Source organism: Pseudomonas sp. PDM20 (genome assembly GCF_014852575.3).
Lineage (GTDB): Bacteria > Pseudomonadota > Gammaproteobacteria > Pseudomonadales > Pseudomonadaceae > Pseudomonas.
Window position 1 is genome coordinate 4487426 of sequence record NZ_CM181224.1, and the last position, 21958, is coordinate 4509383.

Consider the following 21958-nt stretch of genomic DNA (forward strand, 5'->3'; position numbering starts at 1 on the left):
CGGAATTATGGGCGAAAGGCGGAAGCAGCGGCAAACCGCAGCGTGGCCGGAGCGGGTGCGCAGCGGCTAGTCTTGGGGCATGACCGACTTCACCGCCCTGCTCGACGAGCTGCTGATCGACCTGCGCCAGCCGCAGGTTCGCGACCTCGCCTGGACGCTGCTCTCCCCGCCCCTGCTGCACCCCGGCAGCCCGGCGCTGCGCCATCCGTTGAGCGCCAGTCGCTGGTACTCGCAGCCCGAACTGCTGGCTGACTGGCTGCGCGCCCAGGAGCGCTCGCCGGGCGAACTGCTGGCGCAGCTCGAGTCCGCGCCGCACCAGCGCCTGGGCCGCTACTACGAACGGCTCTGGCAATACGCCCTGGAGCGCGCGCCGGACCTGCGCCTGCTGGCGGCCAACCTGCCGGTGCGCGACAACGGCCAGACCCTCGGCGAGCTGGACCTGCTGCTGGAGGACGATGACGGCCTGCACCACCTGGAACTGGCCATCAAGCTCTACCTCGGCCCCAGCGACGACGGCCCCGACTCCTGGCTCGGGCCGGGCGCCGAAGACCATCTGCTGCGCAAGATCGAGCACTTCTACCAGCACCAGCTGCCACTCTCCGCCACCGTCGAGGGGCTTGCCGTGGTGCGCGAGCACAGCGATGCCGAGCCGCGGCCTGGCCTCTGGCTCGGCGGCTACCTGTTCTATTCCTGGCCGACACCCTGCCCGCCACCCGCGGGGGCCAGCGACAACCACCAGCGCGGCCGCTGGCTGCATCGGCGCGCCTGGCCTGCCTACCAGGCGCAGCAGCCGGATGGCTGGCAGGCGCTGTCGCGCAAGGGCTGGCTATCCCCGGCCGCCGAAGATGAAAGCTGGAGCACGGAGCGCTTCGCCACCTGGCTGGCAGAATTGCCGGAAGACGGCTTCCCGCAGATGCTGGCGCGCATGGAGTTCCATGAAGGGCGCTGGCGGGAGCAGGAGCGCCTGTTCCTGGTGGGTGACCGCTGGCCACGGGTGCACAGCGGCTATTCGCGCTGAGCCGCCAGTGCCTTCAATTGCTCATCCAGCGCCCGGCGCCCCTGCAGACCGCCGCTGTGGATGGCAACGATGCGGGCACCGCGCGCGATGCGCCCCGCCGCGATTTCATCGTGCAACGCCAACAGCAACTTCCCGGTGTACAACGGCTCCAGCGGCACGCCGCACTCGGCTTCGGTCGCCAGGATGAAGCGCGCCAGCGTCGCGTCGATCCGCGCGAAGCCCCCACGGCTGGCATCCAGCAAACGGTATCCGGCATCGCTGGAGCCACCTTCCCTTAACAGCTCGGGCACCTGTGTTTCGATACCGTGCCCCGGCGGCACCGCCATGGCGCCGACCACCGGATGCGCTCCACCCTCGCCGAGCACCAGGCCGGCCAGGGTCGTGCCAGTGCCGCACGCCACCCAGAGCTGCTGATAGTCCTCCCAGCCGAGAGTACCGAGTTGCCCACGAATCTGCGCAATCAACGGCGAGCAGCCCTGCGCACCGGCAAGCCCGCCGCCGCCCTCTCCCACCGCCAGCAACTGCGGATAGCGTTCGCGCCAGGGCGCCCAGAAATCGCTGTCGTGCCGTCGGCGATAACCACCGTAGCCGAGCCAGTGGAGCTGCATGCCGAGCTGGCGCAGGTCGGCCACTGTGGGATTTTCCTGCTCGTCTCCACGCAGCAATCCGACGGTCTCGAAGCCGAAGCGCGCACCGGCCGCCGCAACCGCGTGCAGGTGATTGGAATGGGCGCCGCCCAGGGTCATCACGCCGCTCAAGCCGAGGTCGGCGGCCTGTTTCAGGTAAGGCGCGAGCTTGAACCATTTGTTGCCGGAGACCTGCGCATCCACGAAGTCCAGGCGCAACAACGCCAGCTCGACGCCGGCGCGGTCGAGCCATTCCAGGTGGACGCGTTGCAGGGGGGCTTCGGGGCGCCAGTCGGGGAACCGCACGGCGCCCCGGTCAGCCGGTGGTGACGCTGCGCAGTCGGCCGGCGGTCTTGTGCCGGGAGCAGCAGTTGCTGTCGCCTTCGACGAAGCGGCCGGGGGTTTCCACGCGGTCGATGGGCATGGCGCAGCGTTCGCCGTTGGACAGGCGTCCTTCGCAGGCGGGTTGCTGGTAGTGGGCGAGCCAGCTGCGGTACTGGTCTTCGGCGACGAAGCACTTGGCCGCGGCGTAAGCCATGGGGTTTTCCTGGTAACGGGCGACATCCTGCAGCGACAGGGTCAGATGACCGGCGCCGGGATGGTACACCACGAAGATCACCCCCATGCCGGCCAGGCGCTCCAGCATCGAGCTGTCGGCCGCCTTGGCCGCCAGCGCATCCAGCTCCAGGCGCAAGCCCTCAGCGCCCTGCTGCAGCTGCCCGGCGAGCTCGCGCAACTGGGCGGTTTCCCCGCGCAACTGCTCGGCTTCCTGGCGCAGCTGCTGATTCTCCTGCTTCAGCTGCTGGTCCAGTTCGTTGCGGTAGCCCAGCTCGACGTCGCGGACGGAAATCTGCTCCTTGTAGCGAGCCTCCAGGCTGGCCAGGCGGGTACGGGATTCCTCCTCGATCTGCTGGCGCAGTTGCTCCAGCTCGTCACGGCCGCTTTCTTCGATATGGCGCAACTGTGCGGTCAGCTCCTCGCGTCCGCGCTGGAAGCCATTGGCCTGGCCATCCAGCTCACGGCGCAGGCCGGCGTTGATCTCTTCCTCGCGCTTCAGGCCTTCGCGCAATGCGGCGAGCTCGGCCTGCAGCACCTTGACCTGCTCCTGCGCGCCGAGCTTCAGGCGACTGAGTTCCTGCTCGTGCTGCTGGCTGATCTGCGACAGGCGGGTTTCATGCTGGCCGAGCAGTGCGGCGGTCTTCTGCTGGTGCTCCTCGAGCATCGCGCGGGCGAGCTTTTCGGCCTCCTCGCGGGACTCCTCGGCGGGCGCATACCACTGGTGCTCGTCGGCCATCTGCAGGCGCGCGAGCTCCACGGCGGCAGGCTCTTCTTCCACCAGCACACCGAGGTTGTTGCGCTTGATCGATTCGCGCAGCTGCACCAGATGGTTCTGGGCGGCGTCGAGGGTCGGGTCCCACAGGTGCATCTGGTGCCAGGACACCGGGCACTGGCTGCGGCAGGCCAGGCGGATTGGCCCGGCACCCATGTCGGGGCCACGGCCGGCACGGTCGGCCAGGTTGCGCAGCGGCAGGTTCCAGCCTCTGTCGGCCTCGCCCTTCTCGTCGAAGTCCAGGTAGAAGAACACCACGGCCTTGACCAGCAAGCGCGGGTTGATCAGCACATAGGCGAGTTGCATCTGCTGATCGGCGTATTCCGGCATCTGCACGACGTTGTCGAGCAGCGCCTCGAATTCGGGGTAGAGCATTTCCCTGCAGACGCCACGGTCGTTGAAGAAGACCACGGCTTCCACCATTTGAGGCTTCTTCTGCATGCTCATCGATTGACCTCTGGGCTGGTGCGGGAGGAAGTCTGAAAAAAGGGTCTGTCAGAAATGCAGCACCCAGACAGCGGGAAAATCCCGACATTCGAGCAAGTCTAGGGGAATTAATGTCGCAGGCAATGTGACTCGGTTGGCACCCGCCCCGGCGGTTGGGCCGGGCGGTTAACCGGTTGGAGAATTCTGTGACGCGGTTGGATTTCTGGAGGGATATCCGGGCCCGGAAGGGAACTTTTCCGGGCCCGGCTTTGTGATACGGATCTCAGCCCACTCAGGATTCAGCCTGATCGGGCTTCAACCGAATCAGATTTCGGCAGCGAGGCGCGAACCCTGGTTGATGGCGCGCTTGGCGTCCAGCTCGGCAGCCACATCGGCACCGCCGATCAGGTGCACGCTCTGGCCTGCAGCGACCAGGCCGTCGTGCAGTTCGCGCAACGGGTCCTGGCCGGCGCAGACAACCACGGTGTCCACCGGCAGCACCTGCGGTTCGCCGCCGGCGATGCTGATGTGCAGGCCATCATTGTCGACCTTGAGGTACTCGACGCTGTTGAGCATCTGTACCTGCTTGTTCTTCAGGCCGGTACGGTGGATCCAGCCGGTAGTCTTGCCCAGGCCGTCGCCGACCTTGGACTTCTTGCGCTGCAGCAGGAACACCTGGCGCGCCGCAGCGTGCGGATGCGCCTGGATGCCGGCGATACCGCCACGGGCATCCAGGTTCTCGTCGATCCCCCACTCCTGCCAGAAGGCATGGCGATCCAGGCTGGTGGATTCGCCGGCATGGGTGATGAACTCGGAGACGTCGAAGCCGATGCCGCCGGCGCCGATCACCGCCGCGCTGTTGCCGACCGGCTTGCGCTCGAGAATGGCGTCCAGGTAGCTGATCACCTTGGCATTCTCGATACCCGGAATGGCCGGGGTGCGCGGCACGATGCCGGTTGCCAGGATGATCTCGTCGAAGCCGCCCTTGACCAGGTCGTCGACGCTGACGCGGGTATTCAGCTGCAGGTTCACACCGGTGGTTTCCACCTTGCGCTTGAAGTAGCGCAGGGTCTCGTAGAACTCTTCCTTGCCCGGCACGCGCTTGGCGACGTTGAACTGGCCGCCGATCTCGCCGGCGGCGTCGAACAGGGTCACCTCGTGGCCACGCTCGGCCGCCACGGTGGCGGCGGACAGGCCGGCGGGGCCGGCGCCGACCACGGCGATCTTCTTCACGTGGGTGGTCGGGATGTAGTTCAGCTCGGTCTCGTGGCAGGCACGCGGGTTCACCAGGCAGCTGGTCAGCTTGCCGCCGAAGGTGTGGTCCAGGCAGGCCTGGTTGCAGCCGATGCAGGTGTTGATCTCGTCGGCGCGGCCTTCGGCAGCCTTGTTGACGAAGTCCGGGTCAGCCAGGAACGGACGGGCCATGGAGACCATGTCGGCGTCGCCTTCGGCCAGTACCTGCTCGGCGATTTCCGGGGTGTTGATACGGTTGGTGGTGCAAAGCGGGATGCTGACTTCGCCCTTGAGCTTGGCGGTGACCTTGGTGAAAGCCGCGCGCGGCACCTTGGTGGCGATGGTCGGGATACGCGCTTCGTGCCAGCCGATGCCGGTGTTGATGATGGTCGCGCCGGCCTTTTCGATGGCCTTGGCCAGCAGGACGATCTCGTCCCAGGTGCTGCCGCCCTCCACCAGGTCGAGCATCGACAGGCGATAGATGATGATGAAGTTCGGGCCTACGGCCTCACGCACGCGGCGGACGATTTCCACCGGCAGGCGCATGCGGTTCTCGTAGCTGCCGCCCCAGCGGTCGGTACGGTGGTTGGTGTGGGCGACCAGGAACTGGTTGATGAAGTAGCCTTCCGAACCCATGATCTCGACGCCGTCGTAGCCGGCCACCTGGGCCAGGCTCGAGCAATTGACGAAGTCGGCGATCTGCTTCTCGATGCCCTCTTCATCCAGCTCGCGCGGCTTGAACGGGTTGATCGGCGCCTGGATGGCGCTGGGCGCGACGGACTTGGGGCTGTAGGCGTAACGGCCGGCGTGGAGGATCTGCATGCAGATCTTGCCGCCCGCTTCGTGCACCGCCTGGGTGACGATCTTGTGCTTCTCGGCTTCTTCGACGGTGCTCAGCTTGGCCGCGCCGGAATACACGCCGCCCTCCTCGTTCGGGCCGATGCCGCCGGTGACCATCAGGCCGACGCCGCCACGGGCGCGCTCGGCGAAGTAGGCCGCCATGCGCTCGAAGCCCTGGGGTTTCTCTTCCAGGCCGGTGTGCATGGAACCCATCAGGGTGCGGTTGCGCAGGGTGGTAAAGCCCAGGTCCAGCGGTGCGAGCAGGTGCGGGTAAGTGGCGGTCATGGTTCCTCCGGCATTCACGATGATGCCGCGCCCTCAGCCTGCGGGGGCAAGGCATGGGGCGCGGTCGGTATGGGGCAGACTCTAAGGAGCGCACCCTCGCCGCTCAATGATCGTAAATGACAAGTTACTGACCAAAGATGACACCCCGTCTTGGCAAGGCCCGGCTCAACCCCTACCCTGTGGTGCATCCCATGAGTACCCGTCCTTTATGCGCAAGCTGATCTTCCTCGTCCTGGTCATCCTCTTCGCCGGTTATGCCGGCTGGGCGGAGCGCCGCCCGGTGGGGCACTACCTGTCCGACCTGCGCAGCGAAGTCTCGCTCAACCAGGGCCAGCCGTCCGAACGCGGCAACCTGCTGGGCGTGCAGCCGGAGCTGTTCACCCAGGACTACCAGAGCGTCGAGCGCCTGCGCCTGAAGTTCCATGCCTACCTGGCCAAGGCCCGCGACGAAGGGCTGATCAACCCGCGCACCGTGGTGGTCTTCCCGGAACACATCGGCACCTGGCTGGTGGCCGCCGGCGAGAAGCCCGAGGTCTACCAGACCGAGCACCTCGCCGAGGCCATGGAATGGATGGCCGCCAGCAACCCGCTGAAACTGGCGCGCGGCTGGCTCGGCGCCAAGGGCGAAGACCGCATGGCCGACGCCCTGTTCCGCATGAAGGCGGTGGACATGGCCCACGACTACCAGACGCTGTTCGGCTCTCTGGCGAAGGAGTTCGGCGTCACCATAGTCGCCGGCTCCATCGTGCTGCCCAACCCGCGCATCGTCGAAGGGCAGATTCGCACGGGCAACGGCCGCCTCTATAACGTCAGCCAGGTCTTCGGCAGCGACGGCCTGCCGCTGGGCAAGCCGCAGCGCAAGCTGTTCCCCATCGACGACGAGAAAGGCTTCACCCGTGGCGGCGACGCCGACGACCTGCAGGTCCTGCAGACCCCGGCCGGGCGCCTGGGCGTGCTGGTCTGCGCCGACAGCTGGTACCCGGCCAGCTACAGCGCGCTGGCCGCGAACAAGCCTGACATCATTGCTGTACCGGCCTTCCTTACCGGCAACGGCAGCTGGAGCAAACCGTGGAAGGGCTACAACGGCGGGGCGACGCCGAACGACGTGACGCTCAAGCCCGGCGAACTCTCCGAAGGCGAAGCCTGGGAACGCCTGGCGCTGGCTGGCCGTCTCGGTGAGAGCGGCGCACGCGCGGGCATCACCGTGTTCTTCCGTGGCCATCTCTGGGACCTGGGCAGCGACGGTCGCAGCCTGGTCGTGAATGGCAACAGCCACACCCTGGCGCCCGACGGCTCCGGCGCGCGCCTGATCAACCTCTGGCTATGAACCGTCCCAGCATGCGCCTCGGCGACCTGTCGGTGGGTTTTGTCCACAGCCTCGCCGATGCGCTGGCGGAAAGCGGCGTCGCCCCGCAACCCCTGCTTCAACAGTACGGACTGGATGCCGCGCGCCTGGGTGAACCCGGCGCGCGCCTGTCGATCCCCCGCTACATGCGCCTCGGCCACGCGGCCATCCAGCAGAGCGGCGACCCCGCCCTCGGCCTGCGCATGGGGCAGTTGAGCCGACCGAGCCAGAGCGGCCTGGCTGGCGTCACCGCCGCCCAGGCACCCAACCTGCGAGCCGCCGCCCGCGCGCTGATCCGCTTCGAGCCGCTCTACGCGCAGAACTACCGCGGCCAGAGCAGCTTCATCGAAGACGCCAGCGGTGCCTGGCTGCGCTTCTACTCCATCAGCCCGTACAACGCGTACAACCGCTTCGTGGTGGATTCGGTTCTGGCCGGCTGGGTGAGCATGCTCGGCAGCATCGGTGCGCAGCCGCTGCGCCCGGAGAAGGTCGAGATCGAGTACCCGGCACCCGCCTGGGCGTCACGCTTCGAAGAGAGACTTGGCTGCCCGGTGGAGTTCGGCGCCGAACACAACCAGCTACGCCTGGACCAGGCGACACTGGCGCGCGCCAACCCGGACCACTGCCCGAGCACCTGGCGGCAATTGCTGGATATCTGCGAGAAGGAACTGGAGCAACTGACCCGCACGCGCAGCCTGCACGAGCGTGTCGCCCAGTTGCTGGGACCGATGCTCAACGGCCGCGAACCGGACCTGGAGGAAGTGGCCGCGCGGCTCAAGCTGCCGACCTGGACACTGCGTCGCAAGCTGGCCGAGGAAGGCACGCAGTTCCGCAGCATCCTCAACGACACCCGGCGGGACCTGGCGATGATCTACATTCGCGACACCGACCTGGCCTTCGGCGAGATCGCCTACCTGCTCGGCTTCGCCTCCGCCGAGGCCTTTCAGCGCGCCTTCAAGCGCTGGAGCGGGCAGACCCCCGGAGAATTCCGCCGCGCTCAGCGCCACAGCGCCTGATCACATTTCCGTGGCGTCGTCAGCCGGCTCCGGCAGATCCTGTTCCACCGCGTGCAACTCCAGCAGTTCTTCCTGATAGTCGTCCATTGGCTTTTCTCCTGACCGTTCGATCCGGTTTTAGCAAAGACCATGGGAAAAAAGCTAGACGGCAAAGGTGAAGGACCTGTGACAGCGTCTTACAGAAGGACTGTGGGAATTTTCGGGCGGAAACGAAAAAACCCTCAGGTATTGCTACCTGAGGGCTTTCGAATATGGCGCAGCGGACGGGACTCGAACCCGCGACCCCCGGCGTGACAGGCCGGTATTCTAACCGACTGAACTACCGCTGCGTGTCGGTTGGACTTTCGTCCGGTACAGCAACCTCCTTGCGCCTGGAGTGAATCACTCGACAAGCCGGTTCGGGGTAGGAACCAAGGAGGGGGAAAATGGCGCAGCGGACGGGACTCGAACCCGCGACCCCCGGCGTGACAGGCCGGTATTCTAACCGACTGAACTACCGCTGCGCGTAACTTGCGAGAGTGGTGGGTGATGACGGGATCGAACCGCCGACCCTCTGCTTGTAAGGCAGATGCTCTCCCAGCTGAGCTAATCACCCTTCGTCTCGAAGTGGGGCGCATTCTACAGCCGGCAGAACCTAAGTCAATGCCCTGATTGAAATTTTTTTCATTTCCCGCGAAAAAAGTTCGGCGTGCCGGTGCCGAGCTCGGTGCGACCCCAGGTTCGCGAGCAAGCTCGCTCCTACAGAAGAGCTCCGGCGCCAATCCTGCAGGAGCGAGCTTGCTCGCGAACAGCCCGACACCTGCACTCCCCGGCGCTGGCCGGAAATGAAAAAGGGCGACCCTCAGGCCGCCCTCCTCTTCCGCACCCGACACTCAGTCGAGGTAGATCATCTTGCGCGTCATGCCGCCGTCGATCACCAGCTCCTGGCCGGTGACGAAGCCGGCACTGTCGCCGATCAGCCAGGCCACCGCCGAGGCGATGTCCTCTACCGTGCCGACACGGCCGACCAGGTGCTGGTCATGATCCAGCTCGGTCAGCGGCTCGACCTCGCGCTCGCGCAGGTCGCGGACATCGATCCAGCCGGGGGAAATCGCGTTGACGCGGATATCCGGGCCCAGGCTGCTGGCCAGGGCGTGGGTCAGCGACAGCAGCCCGCCCTTGCTCGCCGCATAGGCTTCGGAACTCGGCTCAGACTGGTGCGCGCGAGTGGAAGCGATGTTGACGATGGCGCCGCTGTGCGCACGCAGGTACGGCGCGCAGTGCTTGGCCAGCAGCATCGGGCCGGTGAGATTCACCGCCAGGGTGCGGTTCCACTCGTTCAGACCCAGGCTTTCCAGTGCCGTGTTGTGCGGCCGGGCGATGGCGGCATTGCTCACCAGCGCGTCGAGGCGGCCAAACTGGCCGATCAGCTCAGCCACGGCCGCGGCAACCTGCCCTTCACTGGCCACGTTCAGCGCGATGAAGCTGGCGCGCTCACCCAGCGCCGCAGCCACTTTCGGGCCGCACTCGCGGTCGATGTCCGCCAGCACCACCTGCCAGCCCTCGGCGACCAGCCAGGCGGCGATGCCCAGGCCGATGCCGTGTGCTGCACCGGTGACCAGCACCACCTGGCCGTTGCCCAGGGCGTCCATCACGCTCACAGCGCCGCCAGGCCTCGCGCCAGGTCGGCCTTGATGTCATCGACATCTTCCAGGCCCACGGCGACGCGGATCAGGTTGTCACGGATGCCGGCGTTCTCGCGCTCCAGCGGCGACAGGCGACCGTGGGAGGTGGTGGCCGGGTGGGCGATGGTGGTCTTGGTGTCACCCAGGTTGGTGGTGATGGAGATCATCCGGGTGGCGTCGATGCAGCGCCAGGCTGCCGCCTTGTCACCCTTCACCTCGAAGCTCACCACCGCGCCGAAGCCCTTCTGCTGACGCTTGGCCAGCTCATGCTGCGAGTGACTGGGCAGGCCAGCGTAGTAAACGCGCTCCACGCCCGGCTGCTGCTCGAGCCACTCGGCGACCAGTTGCGCCGAGGCGCTGTGGGCCTGCATGCGCACGCGCAGGGTTTCGAGGCCCTTGATGAAGATCCAGGCGTTGAACGGGCTGAGCGTCGGGCCGGCGGTACGCAGGAAGCCGACGACGGGCTCCATCTGCGCGCGCCGACCGGCGACTACGCCACCCATGGTACGGCCCTGGCCGTCGATGTACTTGGTCGCGGAGTGGATCACCACGTCCGCGCCCAGCTTCAGCGGCTGCTGCAGCGCCGGGGTGCAGAAGCAGTTGTCCACCGCCAGCAGCGCGCCCTTGGCATGGGCGATCTCGGCCAGCGCGGCGATATCCACCAGCTCGGCCAGCGGGTTGGACGGCGATTCGACGAAGAACAGCTTGGTGTTCGGCTTGCAGGCCGCTTCCCAGGCCTTCAGGTCGCTCAGCGGCGGGTAGTCCACCTCGATGCCGAAACGCTTGAAGTACTTCTCGAACAGGCTGATGGTCGAGCCGAACACGCTGCGCGAGACCAGTACGTGGTCGCCAGCACTGCACAGGCTCATCACCAGCGAGAGGATGGCCGACATGCCGGTGGACGTGGCCACCGCCTGCTCGGCGCCTTCCAGCGCGGCGATGCGCTCCTCGAAGGTGCGCACCGTGGGGTTGGTGTAGCGCGAGTAGACGTTGCCCGGCACTTCACCGGCGAAACGCGCGGCCGCATCGGCGGCACTGCGGAACACATAGCTGGAGGTGGTGAACAGGCCTTCGCCGTGTTCAGCCTCCGGGGTGCGGCGTTGCCCGGCGCGCACTGCGAGGGTGTCGAAACCGACACCCTCCAGGTCGCTGTCCAGCCGGCCGGCTTCCCAATCCTGAGCCATGCCCTGCTCTCCCTATTCGTGTCTGAATCAGTCGTTGTACAGATCGATGATGGCGCTGACCGCGGCACCCTTGGTCTTGGTGGAGTCGTTGCGCGCCTGGTCGATCTTGTTCAGATAGGCTTCGTCGACGTCACCGGTGACGTACTCACCGTTGAACACGGCGCAGTCGAAGTGGTCGATCTTGATCTTGCCGCCCTCGGTGGATTCGATCAGGTCCTGCAGGTCCTGATACACCAGCCAGTCGGCACCGATCAGCTCGCCGACTTCCTCGGTGCTGCGGTTGTGCGCAATCAGCTCGTGGGCGCTCGGCATGTCGATGCCGTAGACGTTGGGGTAGCGCACCGCCGGAGCGGCGGAGCAGAAGTAGACGTTCTTCGCGCCGGCCTCGCGGGCCATCTGGATGATCTGCTTGCAGGTGGTGCCGCGAACGATGGAGTCGTCCACCAGCATCACGTTCTTGCCGCGGAATTCCAGCTCGATGGCGTTGAGCTTCTGGCGCACCGATTTCTTGCGCGCGGCCTGGCCGGGCATGATGAAGGTACGGCCGATGTAGCGGTTCTTCACGAAGCCTTCGCGGAACTTCACGCCCAGGCGGTTGGCCAGTTCCAGCGCGGCGGTGCGGCTGGTGTCCGGGATCGGGATGACCACGTCGATGTCGTGGTCCGGACGCTCGCGGAGTATCTTGTCGGCCAGCTTCTCGCCCATGCGCAGACGCGCCTTGTAAACCGAGATGCCGTCGATGATGGAGTCCGGACGGGCCAGGTAGACGTGCTCGAAGATGCACGGCGCGTACTGCGGGTTGGCCGCACACTGGCGGGTGTAGAGCTTGCCGTCTTCGGTGATGTACACCGCTTCGCCCGGCGCGAGGTCGCGGATCAGGGTGAAGCCGAGGACGTCCAGGGCCACGCTTTCCGAGGCGATCATGTACTCCACGCCGTTCTCGGTGTGACGCTGGCCGAAGACGATCGGGCGGATCGCATGGGGATCGCGGAAGCCGACGATACCGTAGCCGGTAATCATCGCCACCACGGCGTAGCCACCCACACAACGGGCGTGCACGCCAGCAACGGCGGCGAACACATCTTCCTCGGTGGGCTGCAGCTTGTTGCGCACCGCCAGCTCATGGGCGAACACGTTGAGCAGCACTTCCGAGTCGGAGTTGGTGTTCACGTGGCGCAGGTCGGATTCGTAGATTTCCTTGGCCAGCTGCTCGACATTGGTCAGGTTGCCGTTGTGCGCCAGGGTGATGCCGTAGGGCGAGTTGACGTAGAACGGCTGCGCCTCGGCGGAGCTGGAGCTGCCCGCGGTCGGGTAGCGCACGTGTCCGATGCCGATCTTGCCGACCAGGCGCTGCATGTGGCGCTGCTGGAAGACGTCACGGACCAGGCCGTTGTCCTTGCGCAGGTACAGACGGTCGTCCTGACAGGTGACAATCCCCGCAGCGTCCTGGCCACGATGCTGGAGAACGGTGAGCGCGTCATAGAGCGCCTGATTCACGTTCGACTTGCCCACGATACCGACGATGCCACACATGCGACGCAACCCCTAGTTGGTGTTCAGGCTAAAACAATTCCATATTCGGCAGTATCCACCGGACCTGCCGTAGCGGCGACGGCTACCCGTCGCCTCCGCCCGCCCGTCACTGGGCCGGCAGCAAGCCACCCACTCCGGAAGGCGGAGTGATGGTAACGCCGGACATCCACTGCCCGGCAAAAGTCAGGATGAAGTTCTTCGACCAGTCGGCGACCATCAGGAAATGCGGCATCAGCACCGATTGCTGCCACCACGGATCCTGTTGCACCGGCGCAAGGCTCAGCAGACCGACCAGCAAAACCACCAGCAGCACGCCACGGGCGCCACCGAACACCATGCCGAGCACGCGATCGGTGCCGGACATGCCGGTCACCCGCACCAGCTCGCTGATGAGAAAATTGACGAGTGCGCCCAGCAGCAGCGTGACGACGAAAAGAAGAGCGCAGGCGGCGATGACACGCCCCGAGGGCAGCTGGATGTAGGGTGCGAGATGCTCGGCCAGGGCGCCGCCAAACATCCAGGCGACCGCACCGGCTACGATCCAGGTGACCAGCGACAGGGCTTCCTTGACGAAACCACGACTCAAGCTGATCAGGCTGGAAACGACGATGATGCCGATCATCGTCCAATCGACCCAGGTAAATGCCACGTTGCGGCCCAGAAACGGAAAGGCCCCGCATTTTAGCAGAGGCCTTCGATTTAGAAGAGCCCCAGTTTGACATGGGGCTAATTGAGAGAAGCTAACGAACGGGTTCAGCCACGCTCAGGCTGGAAACGCACCACGAAACCATTGAGCTTCTGCTGCTTGCCAAGCTGGTCGCGCAGGCGATCCGCCTCGGCGCGTTCGACCACAGGGCCGACAAAGACGCGGTTCATGCCGTCGAAACTGCGCACGTAGGCGTTGTAGCCCTGGCTGCGCAGCGACTTCTGCAGTTCATCGGCACGAGCACGGTTGGACAGGCTGGCCAGTTGCACCGACCAGCTCACCGGCAGGTTGTTGCTGTCCAGACGCTGGGCCGGCTGTTGCGCTGGAGCGGCAGGAGCGGCGGCCTGGGCAGGCTGCTGCGCCGGCACGGCCGGTTTGGGAGCAGCCGGCTGCGGGGCCGGAGCCTTGGGCTGCGTCGGCTGGGTCGGCAGACTGGCGATGGGCGCGGAAGGCGCCTGCGCCGGAGCCGCTTCGGCCGGCGGCACGGCGTTATCCGCGTCTTCGGCCTGCGGCTCGGGAACTTCGGTGGGTTGCACTTCGACGGTAGGCATCGCCGGCGGCTTGGGCATCACCGGCGCTTCGACCACCACCTGGCGTACATCATCCTCGCGGGAGAACAGCATCGGCAGGAAGATCACGGCCAGTGCCAGCAGCACCAGCGCTCCGACTACCCGCTGCTTGAGCCCCTTATCGAGCAACGCCATGCACAACTCCCCTTAGGTCCACTTATTGAGCAGCCTTGGCGAGCCACTCCAGGGCATCCGCCACGCTGTAGAACGAACCGAACACCAGAATCTCGTCATCGGTGCCCGCCGCATCGCACTGCGCCACCAGCGCCGCGGCGATATCGCCATGGCCACTGACCTGCGCCCCGCGTGCCTGCAGCGCGGCCTCCAGCTCTGCGGCCGGACGGCTGCGCCCGGTGGGCAGCGGCGCGACGGCCCAATCCTGCACCAAGCCGAGCAAGGGTTCCAGTACGCCGTCGAGGTCCTTGTCCGCCAGCAGGCCGAACACCGCGTGGCGCACGCCCTTGGGCGGCGCCGCCCGCAGGCGGCTGGCGAGGTATTGCGCTGCGTGCGGATTATGCCCGACGTCGAGCAGCAAGTGGCGCTCTTCGCCATGCCATTGCACGGTGCGGCGATCCAGGCGCCCGGTCACGCGGGTGCGCTGCAGTGCGGCGACCAGTTGCTCGGACTGCCACGGCAGGTCCAGCAAGGCATACACCTGCAAGGCCAGCGCCGCATTCTCCATCGGCAGGTCGAGCAGCGGCAGGTTGTGCAGGCTCAGCGCCTCGCCGGTGGCGGAACGGCCGCGCCAGTGCCAGTCGCCCTCGCCCATCGCCAGGTCGAAATCACGCCCGCGCAGGACCAGCGGCGAGCCGAGCTTGCCAGCCTGCTCCATGATCGGCGCCGGCGGCTCCAGATCACCACAGACGGCAGGCTTGCCGGCGCGGAAGATACCGGCTTTCTCGAAAGCCACGCTTTCGCGGGTGTTGCCCAGCCAGTCGGCGTGATCGATGCCGATGCTGGTGACCGCCGCGACGTCGGAGTCGATCAGGTTGACCGCATCCAGGCGACCGCCCAGGCCGACTTCCAGCACCACGGCATCCAGGTTGGCGCGCTCGAACAGCCAGAAGGCCGCGAGGGTGCCCATTTCGAAGTAGGTCAGGGAGATTTCGCCGCGAGCCGACTCGACAGCGGCGAAAGCTTCGCAGAGTGCCTCGTCGCTGGCTTCGACGCCATCGATGAGCACGCGCTCGTTGTAGCGCAGCAGGTGCGGCGAGCTGTAGACGCCGACGCGCTGGCCCTGCTCGCCGAGCAGGGCGGCGAGGAAGGCGCAGGTGGAACCCTTGCCGTTGGTGCCGGTGACGGTCACCACGCGGGGCGCGAGGCGCCCCAGGCCAAGCCGGCCAGCTACTTCACGGGAGCGATCCAGCCCCATGTCGATTGCCGTGGGGTGGAGTTGTTCGAGATAGCTGAGCCAGTCGGCAAGGGTACGTGGGGTCATCCTGCGAGCGCGGTACTTGGAGTGTGGGTGAATTTGGCCAGCAGGCTGGCGAGCCGCTGACGCATTTCCGAGCGGTGGACGATCATGTCGATGGCGCCGTGCTCCAGCAGGAACTCGCTGCGCTGGAAGCCCTCAGGCAGCTTCTCGCGCACGGTCTGCTCGATCACCCGCGGGCCGGCGAAGCCGATCAGGGCGCGCGGTTCGCCGACGATCACGTCGCCGAGCATCGCCAGGCTGGCGGAAACACCGCCGTACACCGGGTCGGTCAGCACGGAAATGAACGGGATGCCCTCTTCGCGCAGGCGGGCCAGCGCGGCGGAGGTCTTGGCCATCTGCATCAGGGAGATCAGCGCTTCCTGCATGCGCGCGCCACCCGAGGCGGAGAAGCAGATCATCGGGCAACGGTTTTCCAGGGCGTAGTTGGCAGCACGCACGAAGCGCTCACCGACGATGGAGCCCATGGAACCGCCCATGAAGGAGAACTCGAAGGCGCTGACCACGACCGGCAGGCCCATCAGCTTGCCGCTCATGGAGATCAGCGCGTCCTTCTCGCCGGTGTCTTTCTGCGCGGCGGTCAGGCGGTCCTTGTACTTCTTGCTGTCGCGGAACTTCAGGCGATCCACCGGCTCCAGCTCGGCGCCCAGCTCCTCGCGGCCTTCCTCATCGAGGAAGATATCGATGCGCGCGCGGGCGCCGATACGCATGTGGTGATCGCACTTGGGGCAGACGTCGAGGGTCTTTTCCAGCTCCGGACGGTACAGCACCGCCTCGCAGGACGGGCACTTGTGCCACAGGCCTTCCGGTACCGAGCTCTTCTTCGCCTCGGAACGCATGATGGAAGGGATCAGCTTGTCTACCAGCCAGTTGCTCATGCTCTCGTCTCCAGTGCAGCGGCACGGCGCGATGGGTTGCGCGTGCCCCTGAGCAAATTCATCGTCGCGGTTCCGACCTCAAGGCCGGAACCCCTCGCAAACAAAGGCGCCGCCTGGGGCGTCGCCACGGATACAGCACTCGATGCGGGTCGCCGATGGACAAGACTGCCAACACCGACAACTCCCAGCGCCACCCACGGGCAGCGATTGGGTAGTGGACGGCGGCAGGCCGCTCGTCGTCACATGAAGATTCCGCGTCACGCCACCGAACGACACTGCGCGATGAAATCGCGGATCTTCTGCGCATCCTTGATGCCCTTGCTCGCCTCCACCCCGCCGCTCACATCCACGGCGTAAGGACGCACCTGGGCAATGGCATCGGCCACGTTGGCGACCGTCAGGCCGCCGGCCAGGATCAGCGGACGCTGCACATCCTTCGGCACCAGCGACCAGTCGAAAGCCAGCCCGGTTCCACCAGGAATGCCCTCCACGTAGGTATCGAGGAGGAAGCCGCTGGCCTGCGGATACTTCGCGATCTGCGCCGCCACGTCGTCGCCCGGCTTCACGCGCAGGGCCTTGAGGTAGCGCTTGTGCCAGCCGGAGCAGGCTTCGGGCGTCTCGTCACCATGGAACTGCAGCACGTCTAGCGGCACCGCATCGAGGATTTCCCCCAGCTCGCAGCGACTGGCATCGACGAACAGGCCGACGGTACTGACGAAGGGCGGCAGCGCAGCGACTATCGCCCGCGCCTGCTGGATGCTCACCGCGCGCGGGCTCTTGGCATAAAACACCAGGCCGATGGCGTCGGCCCCCGCCTCGGCGGCGGCCAGGGCATCCTCGACTCGGGTAATACCGCAGATTTTGATGCGAACGGCGGACAAGATGCAGCAACCTTCAGGCAAGTGATCGATCGATGGTAGCAAATGACCCCGGCATCGTCAGCCGACGATATCCGGCAAACTTGAAAGGAAATGTGGCCCCACATACCGCTCGGGCAGCACGAACTCCTCCGGATATTCCACGCCCACCAGGTACAGCCCGTAAGGGTGCGCGGTGATGCCGCTGGCGCGCCGATCGCGCGCGGCCAGCGCTTCGGCCGCCCATTCCACCGGGCGCTCGCCGGCACCGATGGTCATCAGCATCCCGGCAAAGTTGCGCACCATGTGATGCAGGAAGGCATTGGCGCGGACATCCAGCACGATGAAGCGCCCGTGCTCGATCACCTCGAGGTGGTGCACCGTCTTGATGGCCGACTTGGCCTGGCACTGCACCGCGCGGAACGAGGTGAAGTCATGGGTGCCGACCAGCGCGCGGGCCGCCTCGCGCATGCGCGAGACATCCAGCGGGCGGTGGTTCCAGGTGACCTCTTCGGCCATGTGCGCCGGGCGGATCTGGTCGTTGTAGATCACGTAGCGATAGCGCCGCGCCATGGCAGTGAAGCGCGCATGGAAATGCGCCGGCATCACCTTGGCCCAGGTCACGCTGATGTCGTTGGGCAGGTTGGCATTGGTGCCCATGACCCAGGCGATGAGCGAGCGCTCGGCGGTGGTGTCGAAATGCACCACCTGCCCGCTCGCGTGCACCAGCGCATCGGTACGACCCGCGCACATCAGGGATACCGGATGGTCAGCCACCCGGGACAGCGCTTTTTCCAGCGCGCCCTGCACGGTCGGCACACCATTTTCCTGGCGCTGCCAGCCGCGATAGCGCGAGCCTTTGAATTCGACGCCCAGGGCAATCCTGGAAACGCCAACGGCGGCCGATTCGGCCGCCGCTGAGGGTACTGCTTCAATCATCTATCTGGAGCCTTCCGGCTCAGGCGATACGCCCGAGCAGTTCGCGAGCTTCCTGCTGCTGGTTGTCGTTACCCTCGGTGATGACTTCATCGAGGATGTCGCGGGCGCCTTCAGTGTCGCCCATGTCGATGTAGGCACGCGCCAGGTCGAGCTTGGTGGCCGCTTCGTCGGCGCCGGAGAGGAAGTCGAAATCGTCTTCGTCGTCAGCACCGTCGCCCGGCAGGTCCAGATCGCTGGCGGCGAAGCCTTCGTCTGCCAGCGGCTCGACCGGAGCCTGCGGCTCTTCGTTCTGCCCGGAGAGACGGTCCAGCTCGGCGCTGACCTCGTCCAGTTGGGCGGCAAAGCTGTCGTCGGCCTTGGCCGGCGCCGGCTCGTCATCCGCCAGGGACAGGTCGAAATCGTCCGGCAGGTCGTCGGCTTGCGGCGCCTTGCTCTCGATATCCAGGGTGAACTCCTCGGGGCTCACGCCGGACAGCGATGCGGTGTCGTCGTCCAGGCCCAGCAGGAAGTCATCTTCCGCCGAAGCCAAGGTGGATTGGGTATCTTTCTCCAGATCCTTGTCCAGGTCCAGGGAGAAGTCGCTCAGGTCATCGACCAGCGACGGAGCCTCGACCTTGGCAACCGGCTCTTCCGGCAGATCCAGATCGAAGGCGAAGTCGTCCTCGGCCTTCGCGCTTGGCGCCGCGGCCGGCGAACCGCCCAGGCTCAGGTCGTCGTCCAGGTCGAAGCTGCCGAAGGACAGTTCGTCGCCCTGCTGCGCGACCGGAGCGGCGGGCTTGTCGTCACCCAGCTCGAGGTCGTCCAGCGCCAGGTCGAAGGCGTCATCCAGATCACTGTGCGACTGAGTGGCAGGCTCGGCGGCCGGCGGAGTCGGCTCCACTTCGAAGTCGTCCAGGCTGAACCCATCGAGGTCGTCGTCAGCAGACGCTGCTGCAGCAGCCAGACCACCACTCACGGCAGCGAGGGTGACCATGCCTGGGTAACGGGATTTCAGTTGCTCGACCTGCGGCTCGGCGCCGCCGATCTCACGCAGTTCGTTTTCCTGACGGGCGAAACCTTCGCGATCACCGATCTCGGCATAGACCTCCATCAGCTTCAGGCGCAGGTCGGCACGCTGCGGCTCGTCGTAGATGGCACCCTGCAGCAGTTCGGCAGCCTGGTTGAAGCGGCCGTAGGCGATGTAGATGTCTGCCTCGCCCAGTGCATCGCTGGTCTGCGCAGCCACACGCTCTGGCGCAGCCTGAGCCGGGGCGGCAACCTCGGCGGCCGGCGGCACGACCAGGGCATCCAGCTCGCTGCCGGCAAGGGTCAGGTCGTCATCGAGATGCGGCTCGTCATCACCGGCGTAGGCAGCGAGGCTTTCCTGCTCCTTGGCGGCGCGACGGCGGGAAATGATCATCAGCAGGACCAGCAGGGCCAGCAGCGCGCTGCCGGCGATGGCACCCAGCCAGATCGGATTGGCGAGAATCTCGTCCACGATGCCGGTCTCGGCCTGCTCGACTGGTGCGGCAACAGGAGCGGGAGCCGGTTTCGGCTTCTCCGCTTCCGGCGCGGGGGTCGCTGCGGCAGGAGCCGGTGCGGGCGCCGGAGCCGGTTGCGGTTGCGCCTCGGCGGCAGGTGCCGGCGGGGTGCCTGCGTCGCCACCCGGAGCCGGCGCAGCCGGTTGTTCTGCGACGGCCGGAGCCGGCGGAGTCGCGGGCTGGGCAGCCGAATCGGCGCCCGGCACGGGAACCGGAACGGCGCCATTGGCGGCAGCAGCCTTGTCGTTGCCCAGTTCGTTCTGCAGCTTGGCCAGCTGGGCATCCTTGAGCGCGATGAGCTTCTGCAGCTTGTCCATCTGGCTCTGCAGGTCGGTCATGCGGCTGTTCAGCTCGTCGTTCTCGCGACGGGTGCTGTCCAGGCTTTCCTTGGTGACGGCCAGCTTGTCAGCGACGGCCTGGCCGTCCTTGCTGCCCTTGTCGCCACCCTTGGCCTTGCCATTCTCACCAGAGAGCAGGCGCAGGCTGTCCTTGGTTTCGGCCTGGGCCGGAGCGTTACCGGCATTGGCGCGCGGCGTGGCATCCAGCTGACGGGCGCCGCCGGTGGGCAGGCTGCGGCCTTCGCGCCAGGCGGTGTACTGCTGGTTGACCTCGGTCACTGCAGCCGGCTGGGTGCGCGCCTTGATCTGCTCGGCATCGGGCAGACGCAGCACCTGGCCGCTCTTCAGGCGGTTGATGTTGCCGCCGAGGAAGGCATCGGGATTGAGGTCCTGGATCGCCAGCATGGTCTGCTGGACGGAAACGCTGCCATCCGGGCGCGCACGAGCGGCGATTTCCCAGAGGGTGTCATTCTTGCCGGTGCGGTACTCGTTGCCTTCCAGGCGACGAGCCGGCGCGGGCGGAGTAGCGCTGGGCGCGGGAGTCGCACGCGGCGCGGCTGTGGCGGACGGGCGCACTACCGGAGCGGGTACGGCCATCGGCGCGCGCGGCACGGCGGCGGCGGTCTGCGGCGAATACAGCGGCGGGTCCAGCAGCACGGTGTACTCGCGCAGCAGACGGCCATTGGGCCAGAGCACTTCCACGAGGAAGTTCAGGTAGGGTTCCTGCACCGGCCGGTCGGAGGTCACGCGGATGACGCTCTTGCCATTCGGCTTGACGATGGGCGTGAACTTCAGCCCGGTCAGGAAGTACTGACGGTCGACGCCGGCCTTGTTGAAATCCTCCGGCGAAGCCAGCTTCGGGATTACCTCGGCCGCGGACAGGTCTCGAACTTCGACCAGCTCGATTTCGGCATCCAGCGGCTGGTTCAGCGCCGAACGCAGGTGGATATCCCCCAACCCCAACGCATGCGCCATGCCCGAGGTCAGTGCCGAAGCAGCTGCGATTGCCTGCACCAGTTTGCGAAGCCGGACCATATATTAATCCCTTGTTTTAATAGCTTTTTTCTGGATTAGAACAACGTCTAACGGGCGCCGCTGCCCACTACACCTTCCGTTTTCACGGCGGTGCTCTCCCCTGTCAGCGACATTCCCGGCCAGTATTGCCAAGCTAGAATACTTCTTCAAATATTCGGTAAGTATCTTTTACAGATAGTGTTTTATCAACAATTCGCCCAAGTTCACAGCATTTAGGGCTGCGCCTTTTCTCACATTATCTGACGCAATCCACAAATTCAGTTCGCACGAATCTGTCAGACCGGTCCGTAGGCGACCGACGTAAACACTATCCTGCCCCTGTGCATCACCGATGACAGTCGGGTAATCGTCTTCCACCAGCTCGATGCCGTCGGCCGCATCCAGGGCAACGCTGACTGCCGCCAGGGAAACCGGCGCTGCCGTCCTGACGGAAAGCATCAGGGTATCGCCGAAGAATACCGGCGCCAGACTGCAGGTAACGCTCAGGCCATCCTTCAGCTCAGGGAACAGCACAGCGAGCTCTGCCGCAATGCGGCGCTCGACCACGGAATAACCCTGCGCATCGACGTCGCCCAATTGCGCCAGCATGTTGAAGGCGAACTGGCGATCCACCAGTCGCGGCTCCAGCGGACGAGCATTGAGCAGCTCCGCAGTCTGCCGCGCCAGCTCCTGCACACACTCGCGCCCCAGTGCGGAAGCGGACAGGCAGGCGCTCACAGTGACCTGGCGAAGCTCCAGCACGCCACGCAGCGCGGCAAGCACTTCGGCAACCTCGGCCGCCGGCGCTGCCGGGGCGGCAATCACAGCGGGCAGCTGCAGGGTTTCGACAGCCTCAGCATTCACGCAGGCCTGGGCCAGCAGCGCGGCGGCATTGCTCAGCGATGCACCACTGAGATCGATCACGCTGCAACCGGCGGCGCTGGCACGGGCGGCACAATCGGCAGCAGCCTCGGCGCCTACGGAAAGGAAGGCCAGGCGCACCTTGGCGAAGTCGAAATCATCGAGCTTGCCGACCCGGATGTTGCGCCCGCGGAAGGCAACCGACTTGCCGGCGGATTCGCCGCTGGCCAGCAGATACAGGTTGGCGACGGGGAAGTCGCGCTCTTCCAGCAGTTCGACCAAAGCCTCGCCAACGAGTCCTGTGGCGCCTACTACGGCGATGTCGAGTGTTTCAGGCATCCGGT

At 66.0% G+C, this 21958-nt stretch carries 17 protein-coding genes and 3 tRNA genes; 3 read left to right on the forward strand and 17 right to left on the reverse strand.

Features of this window, described 5'->3' with window-relative positions:
* Positions 1–79: 79 nt before the first annotated feature.
* Entirely contained in the window at positions 80–1018 is a 939-nt protein-coding gene (locus IB261_RS20425; RefSeq protein ID WP_192381262.1) for a DUF1853 family protein, read from the forward strand.
* Here the strand turns inward: IB261_RS20425 and IB261_RS20430 are convergent.
* From IB261_RS20430 to IB261_RS20440, 3 genes are all read right to left on the reverse strand, one after another.
* Entirely contained in the window at positions 1006–1950 is a 945-nt protein-coding gene (locus IB261_RS20430; RefSeq protein WP_192381261.1) for a 1-aminocyclopropane-1-carboxylate deaminase/D-cysteine desulfhydrase, read from the reverse strand. The two genes, IB261_RS20425 and IB261_RS20430, sit on opposite strands and share 13 nt — an antisense overlap.
* A 10-nt stretch (positions 1951–1960) precedes the next feature.
* Positions 1961–3421 carry a coiled-coil domain-containing protein gene (locus IB261_RS20435; RefSeq protein ID WP_192381260.1) on the reverse strand — a complete coding sequence of 487 codons (1461 nt, stop codon included), beginning with the start codon at positions 3419–3421 and terminating at the stop codon, positions 1961–1963.
* Positions 3422–3724: 303 nt separating this feature from the next.
* A complete protein-coding gene (locus IB261_RS20440) occupies positions 3725–5758 on the reverse strand; it encodes an oxidoreductase (RefSeq protein ID WP_192381259.1) in 2034 nt (677 codons plus the stop codon).
* Positions 5759–5966: 208 nt separating this feature from the next.
* Here IB261_RS20440 and IB261_RS20445 point away from each other — a divergent pair, with 208 nt between their 5' ends.
* Together IB261_RS20445 and IB261_RS20450 are read left to right on the forward strand one after the other, a co-directional pair.
* A complete protein-coding gene (locus tag IB261_RS20445; RefSeq protein ID WP_192381258.1) occupies positions 5967–7085 on the forward strand; it encodes a carbon-nitrogen hydrolase family protein in 1119 nt (372 codons plus the stop codon).
* On the forward strand, positions 7082–8119 hold the full coding sequence (locus tag IB261_RS20450; RefSeq protein ID WP_192381257.1) for an AraC family transcriptional regulator: 1038 nt from the start codon (positions 7082–7084) through the stop codon (positions 8117–8119). The genes IB261_RS20445 and IB261_RS20450 overlap by 4 nt, the downstream gene beginning before the upstream one ends.
* A gap of 252 nt (positions 8120–8371) precedes the next feature.
* On the opposite strand, the gene IB261_RS20455 is transcribed toward IB261_RS20450, so the two are convergent.
* From IB261_RS20455 to IB261_RS20520, 14 genes are all read right to left on the reverse strand, one after another.
* A tRNA-Asp gene (locus IB261_RS20455) sits at positions 8372–8448 on the reverse strand.
* 97 nt (positions 8449–8545) lie between these two features.
* Positions 8546–8622: transfer RNA gene (locus tag IB261_RS20460), tRNA-Asp, on the reverse strand.
* 16 nt (positions 8623–8638) lie between these two features.
* Positions 8639–8714, reverse strand: a tRNA-Val gene (locus IB261_RS20465).
* A gap of 277 nt (positions 8715–8991) precedes the next feature.
* Entirely contained in the window at positions 8992–9750 is a 759-nt protein-coding gene (locus tag IB261_RS20470) for an SDR family oxidoreductase (RefSeq protein WP_427871412.1), read from the reverse strand.
* Between the two features lie 5 nt (positions 9751–9755).
* Positions 9756–10967 carry an O-succinylhomoserine sulfhydrylase gene (locus IB261_RS20475; protein ID WP_081519375.1) on the reverse strand — a complete coding sequence of 404 codons (1212 nt, stop codon included), beginning with the start codon at positions 10965–10967 and terminating at the stop codon, positions 9756–9758.
* 27 nt (positions 10968–10994) lie between these two features.
* A complete protein-coding gene (gene purF / locus IB261_RS20480) occupies positions 10995–12500 on the reverse strand; it encodes an amidophosphoribosyltransferase (RefSeq protein WP_081519374.1) in 1506 nt (501 codons plus the stop codon).
* Positions 12501–12606: 106 nt separating this feature from the next.
* Entirely contained in the window at positions 12607–13149 is a 543-nt protein-coding gene (locus IB261_RS20485) for a CvpA family protein (protein WP_139791618.1), read from the reverse strand.
* 104 nt (positions 13150–13253) lie between these two features.
* Positions 13254–13910: an SPOR domain-containing protein gene (locus IB261_RS20490; protein ID WP_151187791.1), complete on the reverse strand. Its 657-nt coding sequence runs from the start codon at positions 13908–13910 to the stop codon at positions 13254–13256.
* Between the two features lie 22 nt (positions 13911–13932).
* A complete protein-coding gene (gene folC / locus IB261_RS20495; protein ID WP_192381256.1) occupies positions 13933–15213 on the reverse strand; it encodes a bifunctional tetrahydrofolate synthase/dihydrofolate synthase in 1281 nt (426 codons plus the stop codon).
* A complete protein-coding gene (gene accD / locus IB261_RS20500; RefSeq protein WP_081519370.1) occupies positions 15210–16085 on the reverse strand; it encodes an acetyl-CoA carboxylase, carboxyltransferase subunit beta in 876 nt (291 codons plus the stop codon). The genes folC and accD overlap by 4 nt, the downstream gene beginning before the upstream one ends.
* 257 nt (positions 16086–16342) lie before the next feature.
* The gene (locus IB261_RS20505) at positions 16343–16966 is read right to left on the reverse strand and encodes a phosphoribosylanthranilate isomerase (RefSeq protein ID WP_081519369.1); all 624 of its coding nucleotides are present in this window, start codon (positions 16964–16966) and stop codon (positions 16343–16345) included.
* Positions 16967–17023: 57 nt separating this feature from the next.
* Entirely contained in the window at positions 17024–17881 is an 858-nt protein-coding gene (truA, locus tag IB261_RS20510) for a tRNA pseudouridine(38-40) synthase TruA (RefSeq protein ID WP_081519368.1), read from the reverse strand.
* 19 nt (positions 17882–17900) lie between these two features.
* Positions 17901–20774, reverse strand: coding sequence for a motility hub landmark protein FimV (locus IB261_RS20515; protein WP_192381255.1), 2874 nt, complete (start codon positions 20772–20774; stop codon positions 17901–17903).
* Between the two features lie 168 nt (positions 20775–20942).
* Positions 20943–21953, reverse strand: coding sequence for an aspartate-semialdehyde dehydrogenase (locus IB261_RS20520; protein WP_192381254.1), 1011 nt, complete (start codon positions 21951–21953; stop codon positions 20943–20945).
* Between the last annotated feature and the right edge of the window lie 5 nt (positions 21954–21958).

Coding starts and splice junctions, on each gene's coding strand:
- IB261_RS20425 (WP_192381262.1), top strand. CDS start 80: ATGACCGACTTCACCGCCCTGCTCGACGAGCTGCTGATCGACCTGCGC.
- IB261_RS20435 (WP_192381260.1), bottom strand. CDS start 3,421: ATGAGCATGCAGAAGAAGCCTCAAATGGTGGAAGCCGTGGTCTTCTTC.
- IB261_RS20440 (WP_192381259.1), bottom strand. CDS start 5,758: ATGACCGCCACTTACCCGCACCTGCTCGCACCGCTGGACCTGGGCTTT.
- IB261_RS20445 (WP_192381258.1), top strand. CDS start 5,967: ATGCGCAAGCTGATCTTCCTCGTCCTGGTCATCCTCTTCGCCGGTTAT.
- IB261_RS20450 (WP_192381257.1), top strand. CDS start 7,082: ATGAACCGTCCCAGCATGCGCCTCGGCGACCTGTCGGTGGGTTTTGTC.
- IB261_RS20470 (WP_427871412.1), bottom strand. CDS start 9,750: ATGGACGCCCTGGGCAACGGCCAGGTGGTGCTGGTCACCGGTGCAGCA.
- IB261_RS20475 (WP_081519375.1), bottom strand. CDS start 10,967: ATGGCTCAGGATTGGGAAGCCGGCCGGCTGGACAGCGACCTGGAGGGT.
- purF (WP_081519374.1), bottom strand. CDS start 12,500: ATGTGTGGCATCGTCGGTATCGTGGGCAAGTCGAACGTGAATCAGGCG.
- IB261_RS20490 (WP_151187791.1), bottom strand. CDS start 13,910: ATGGCGTTGCTCGATAAGGGGCTCAAGCAGCGGGTAGTCGGAGCGCTG.
- folC (WP_192381256.1), bottom strand. CDS start 15,213: ATGACCCCACGTACCCTTGCCGACTGGCTCAGCTATCTCGAACAACTC.
- accD (WP_081519370.1), bottom strand. CDS start 16,085: ATGAGCAACTGGCTGGTAGACAAGCTGATCCCTTCCATCATGCGTTCC.
- truA (WP_081519368.1), bottom strand. CDS start 17,881: ATGATTGAAGCAGTACCCTCAGCGGCGGCCGAATCGGCCGCCGTTGGC.
- IB261_RS20515 (WP_192381255.1), bottom strand. CDS start 20,774: ATGGTCCGGCTTCGCAAACTGGTGCAGGCAATCGCAGCTGCTTCGGCA.
- IB261_RS20520 (WP_192381254.1), bottom strand. CDS start 21,953: ATGCCTGAAACACTCGACATCGCCGTAGTAGGCGCCACAGGACTCGTT.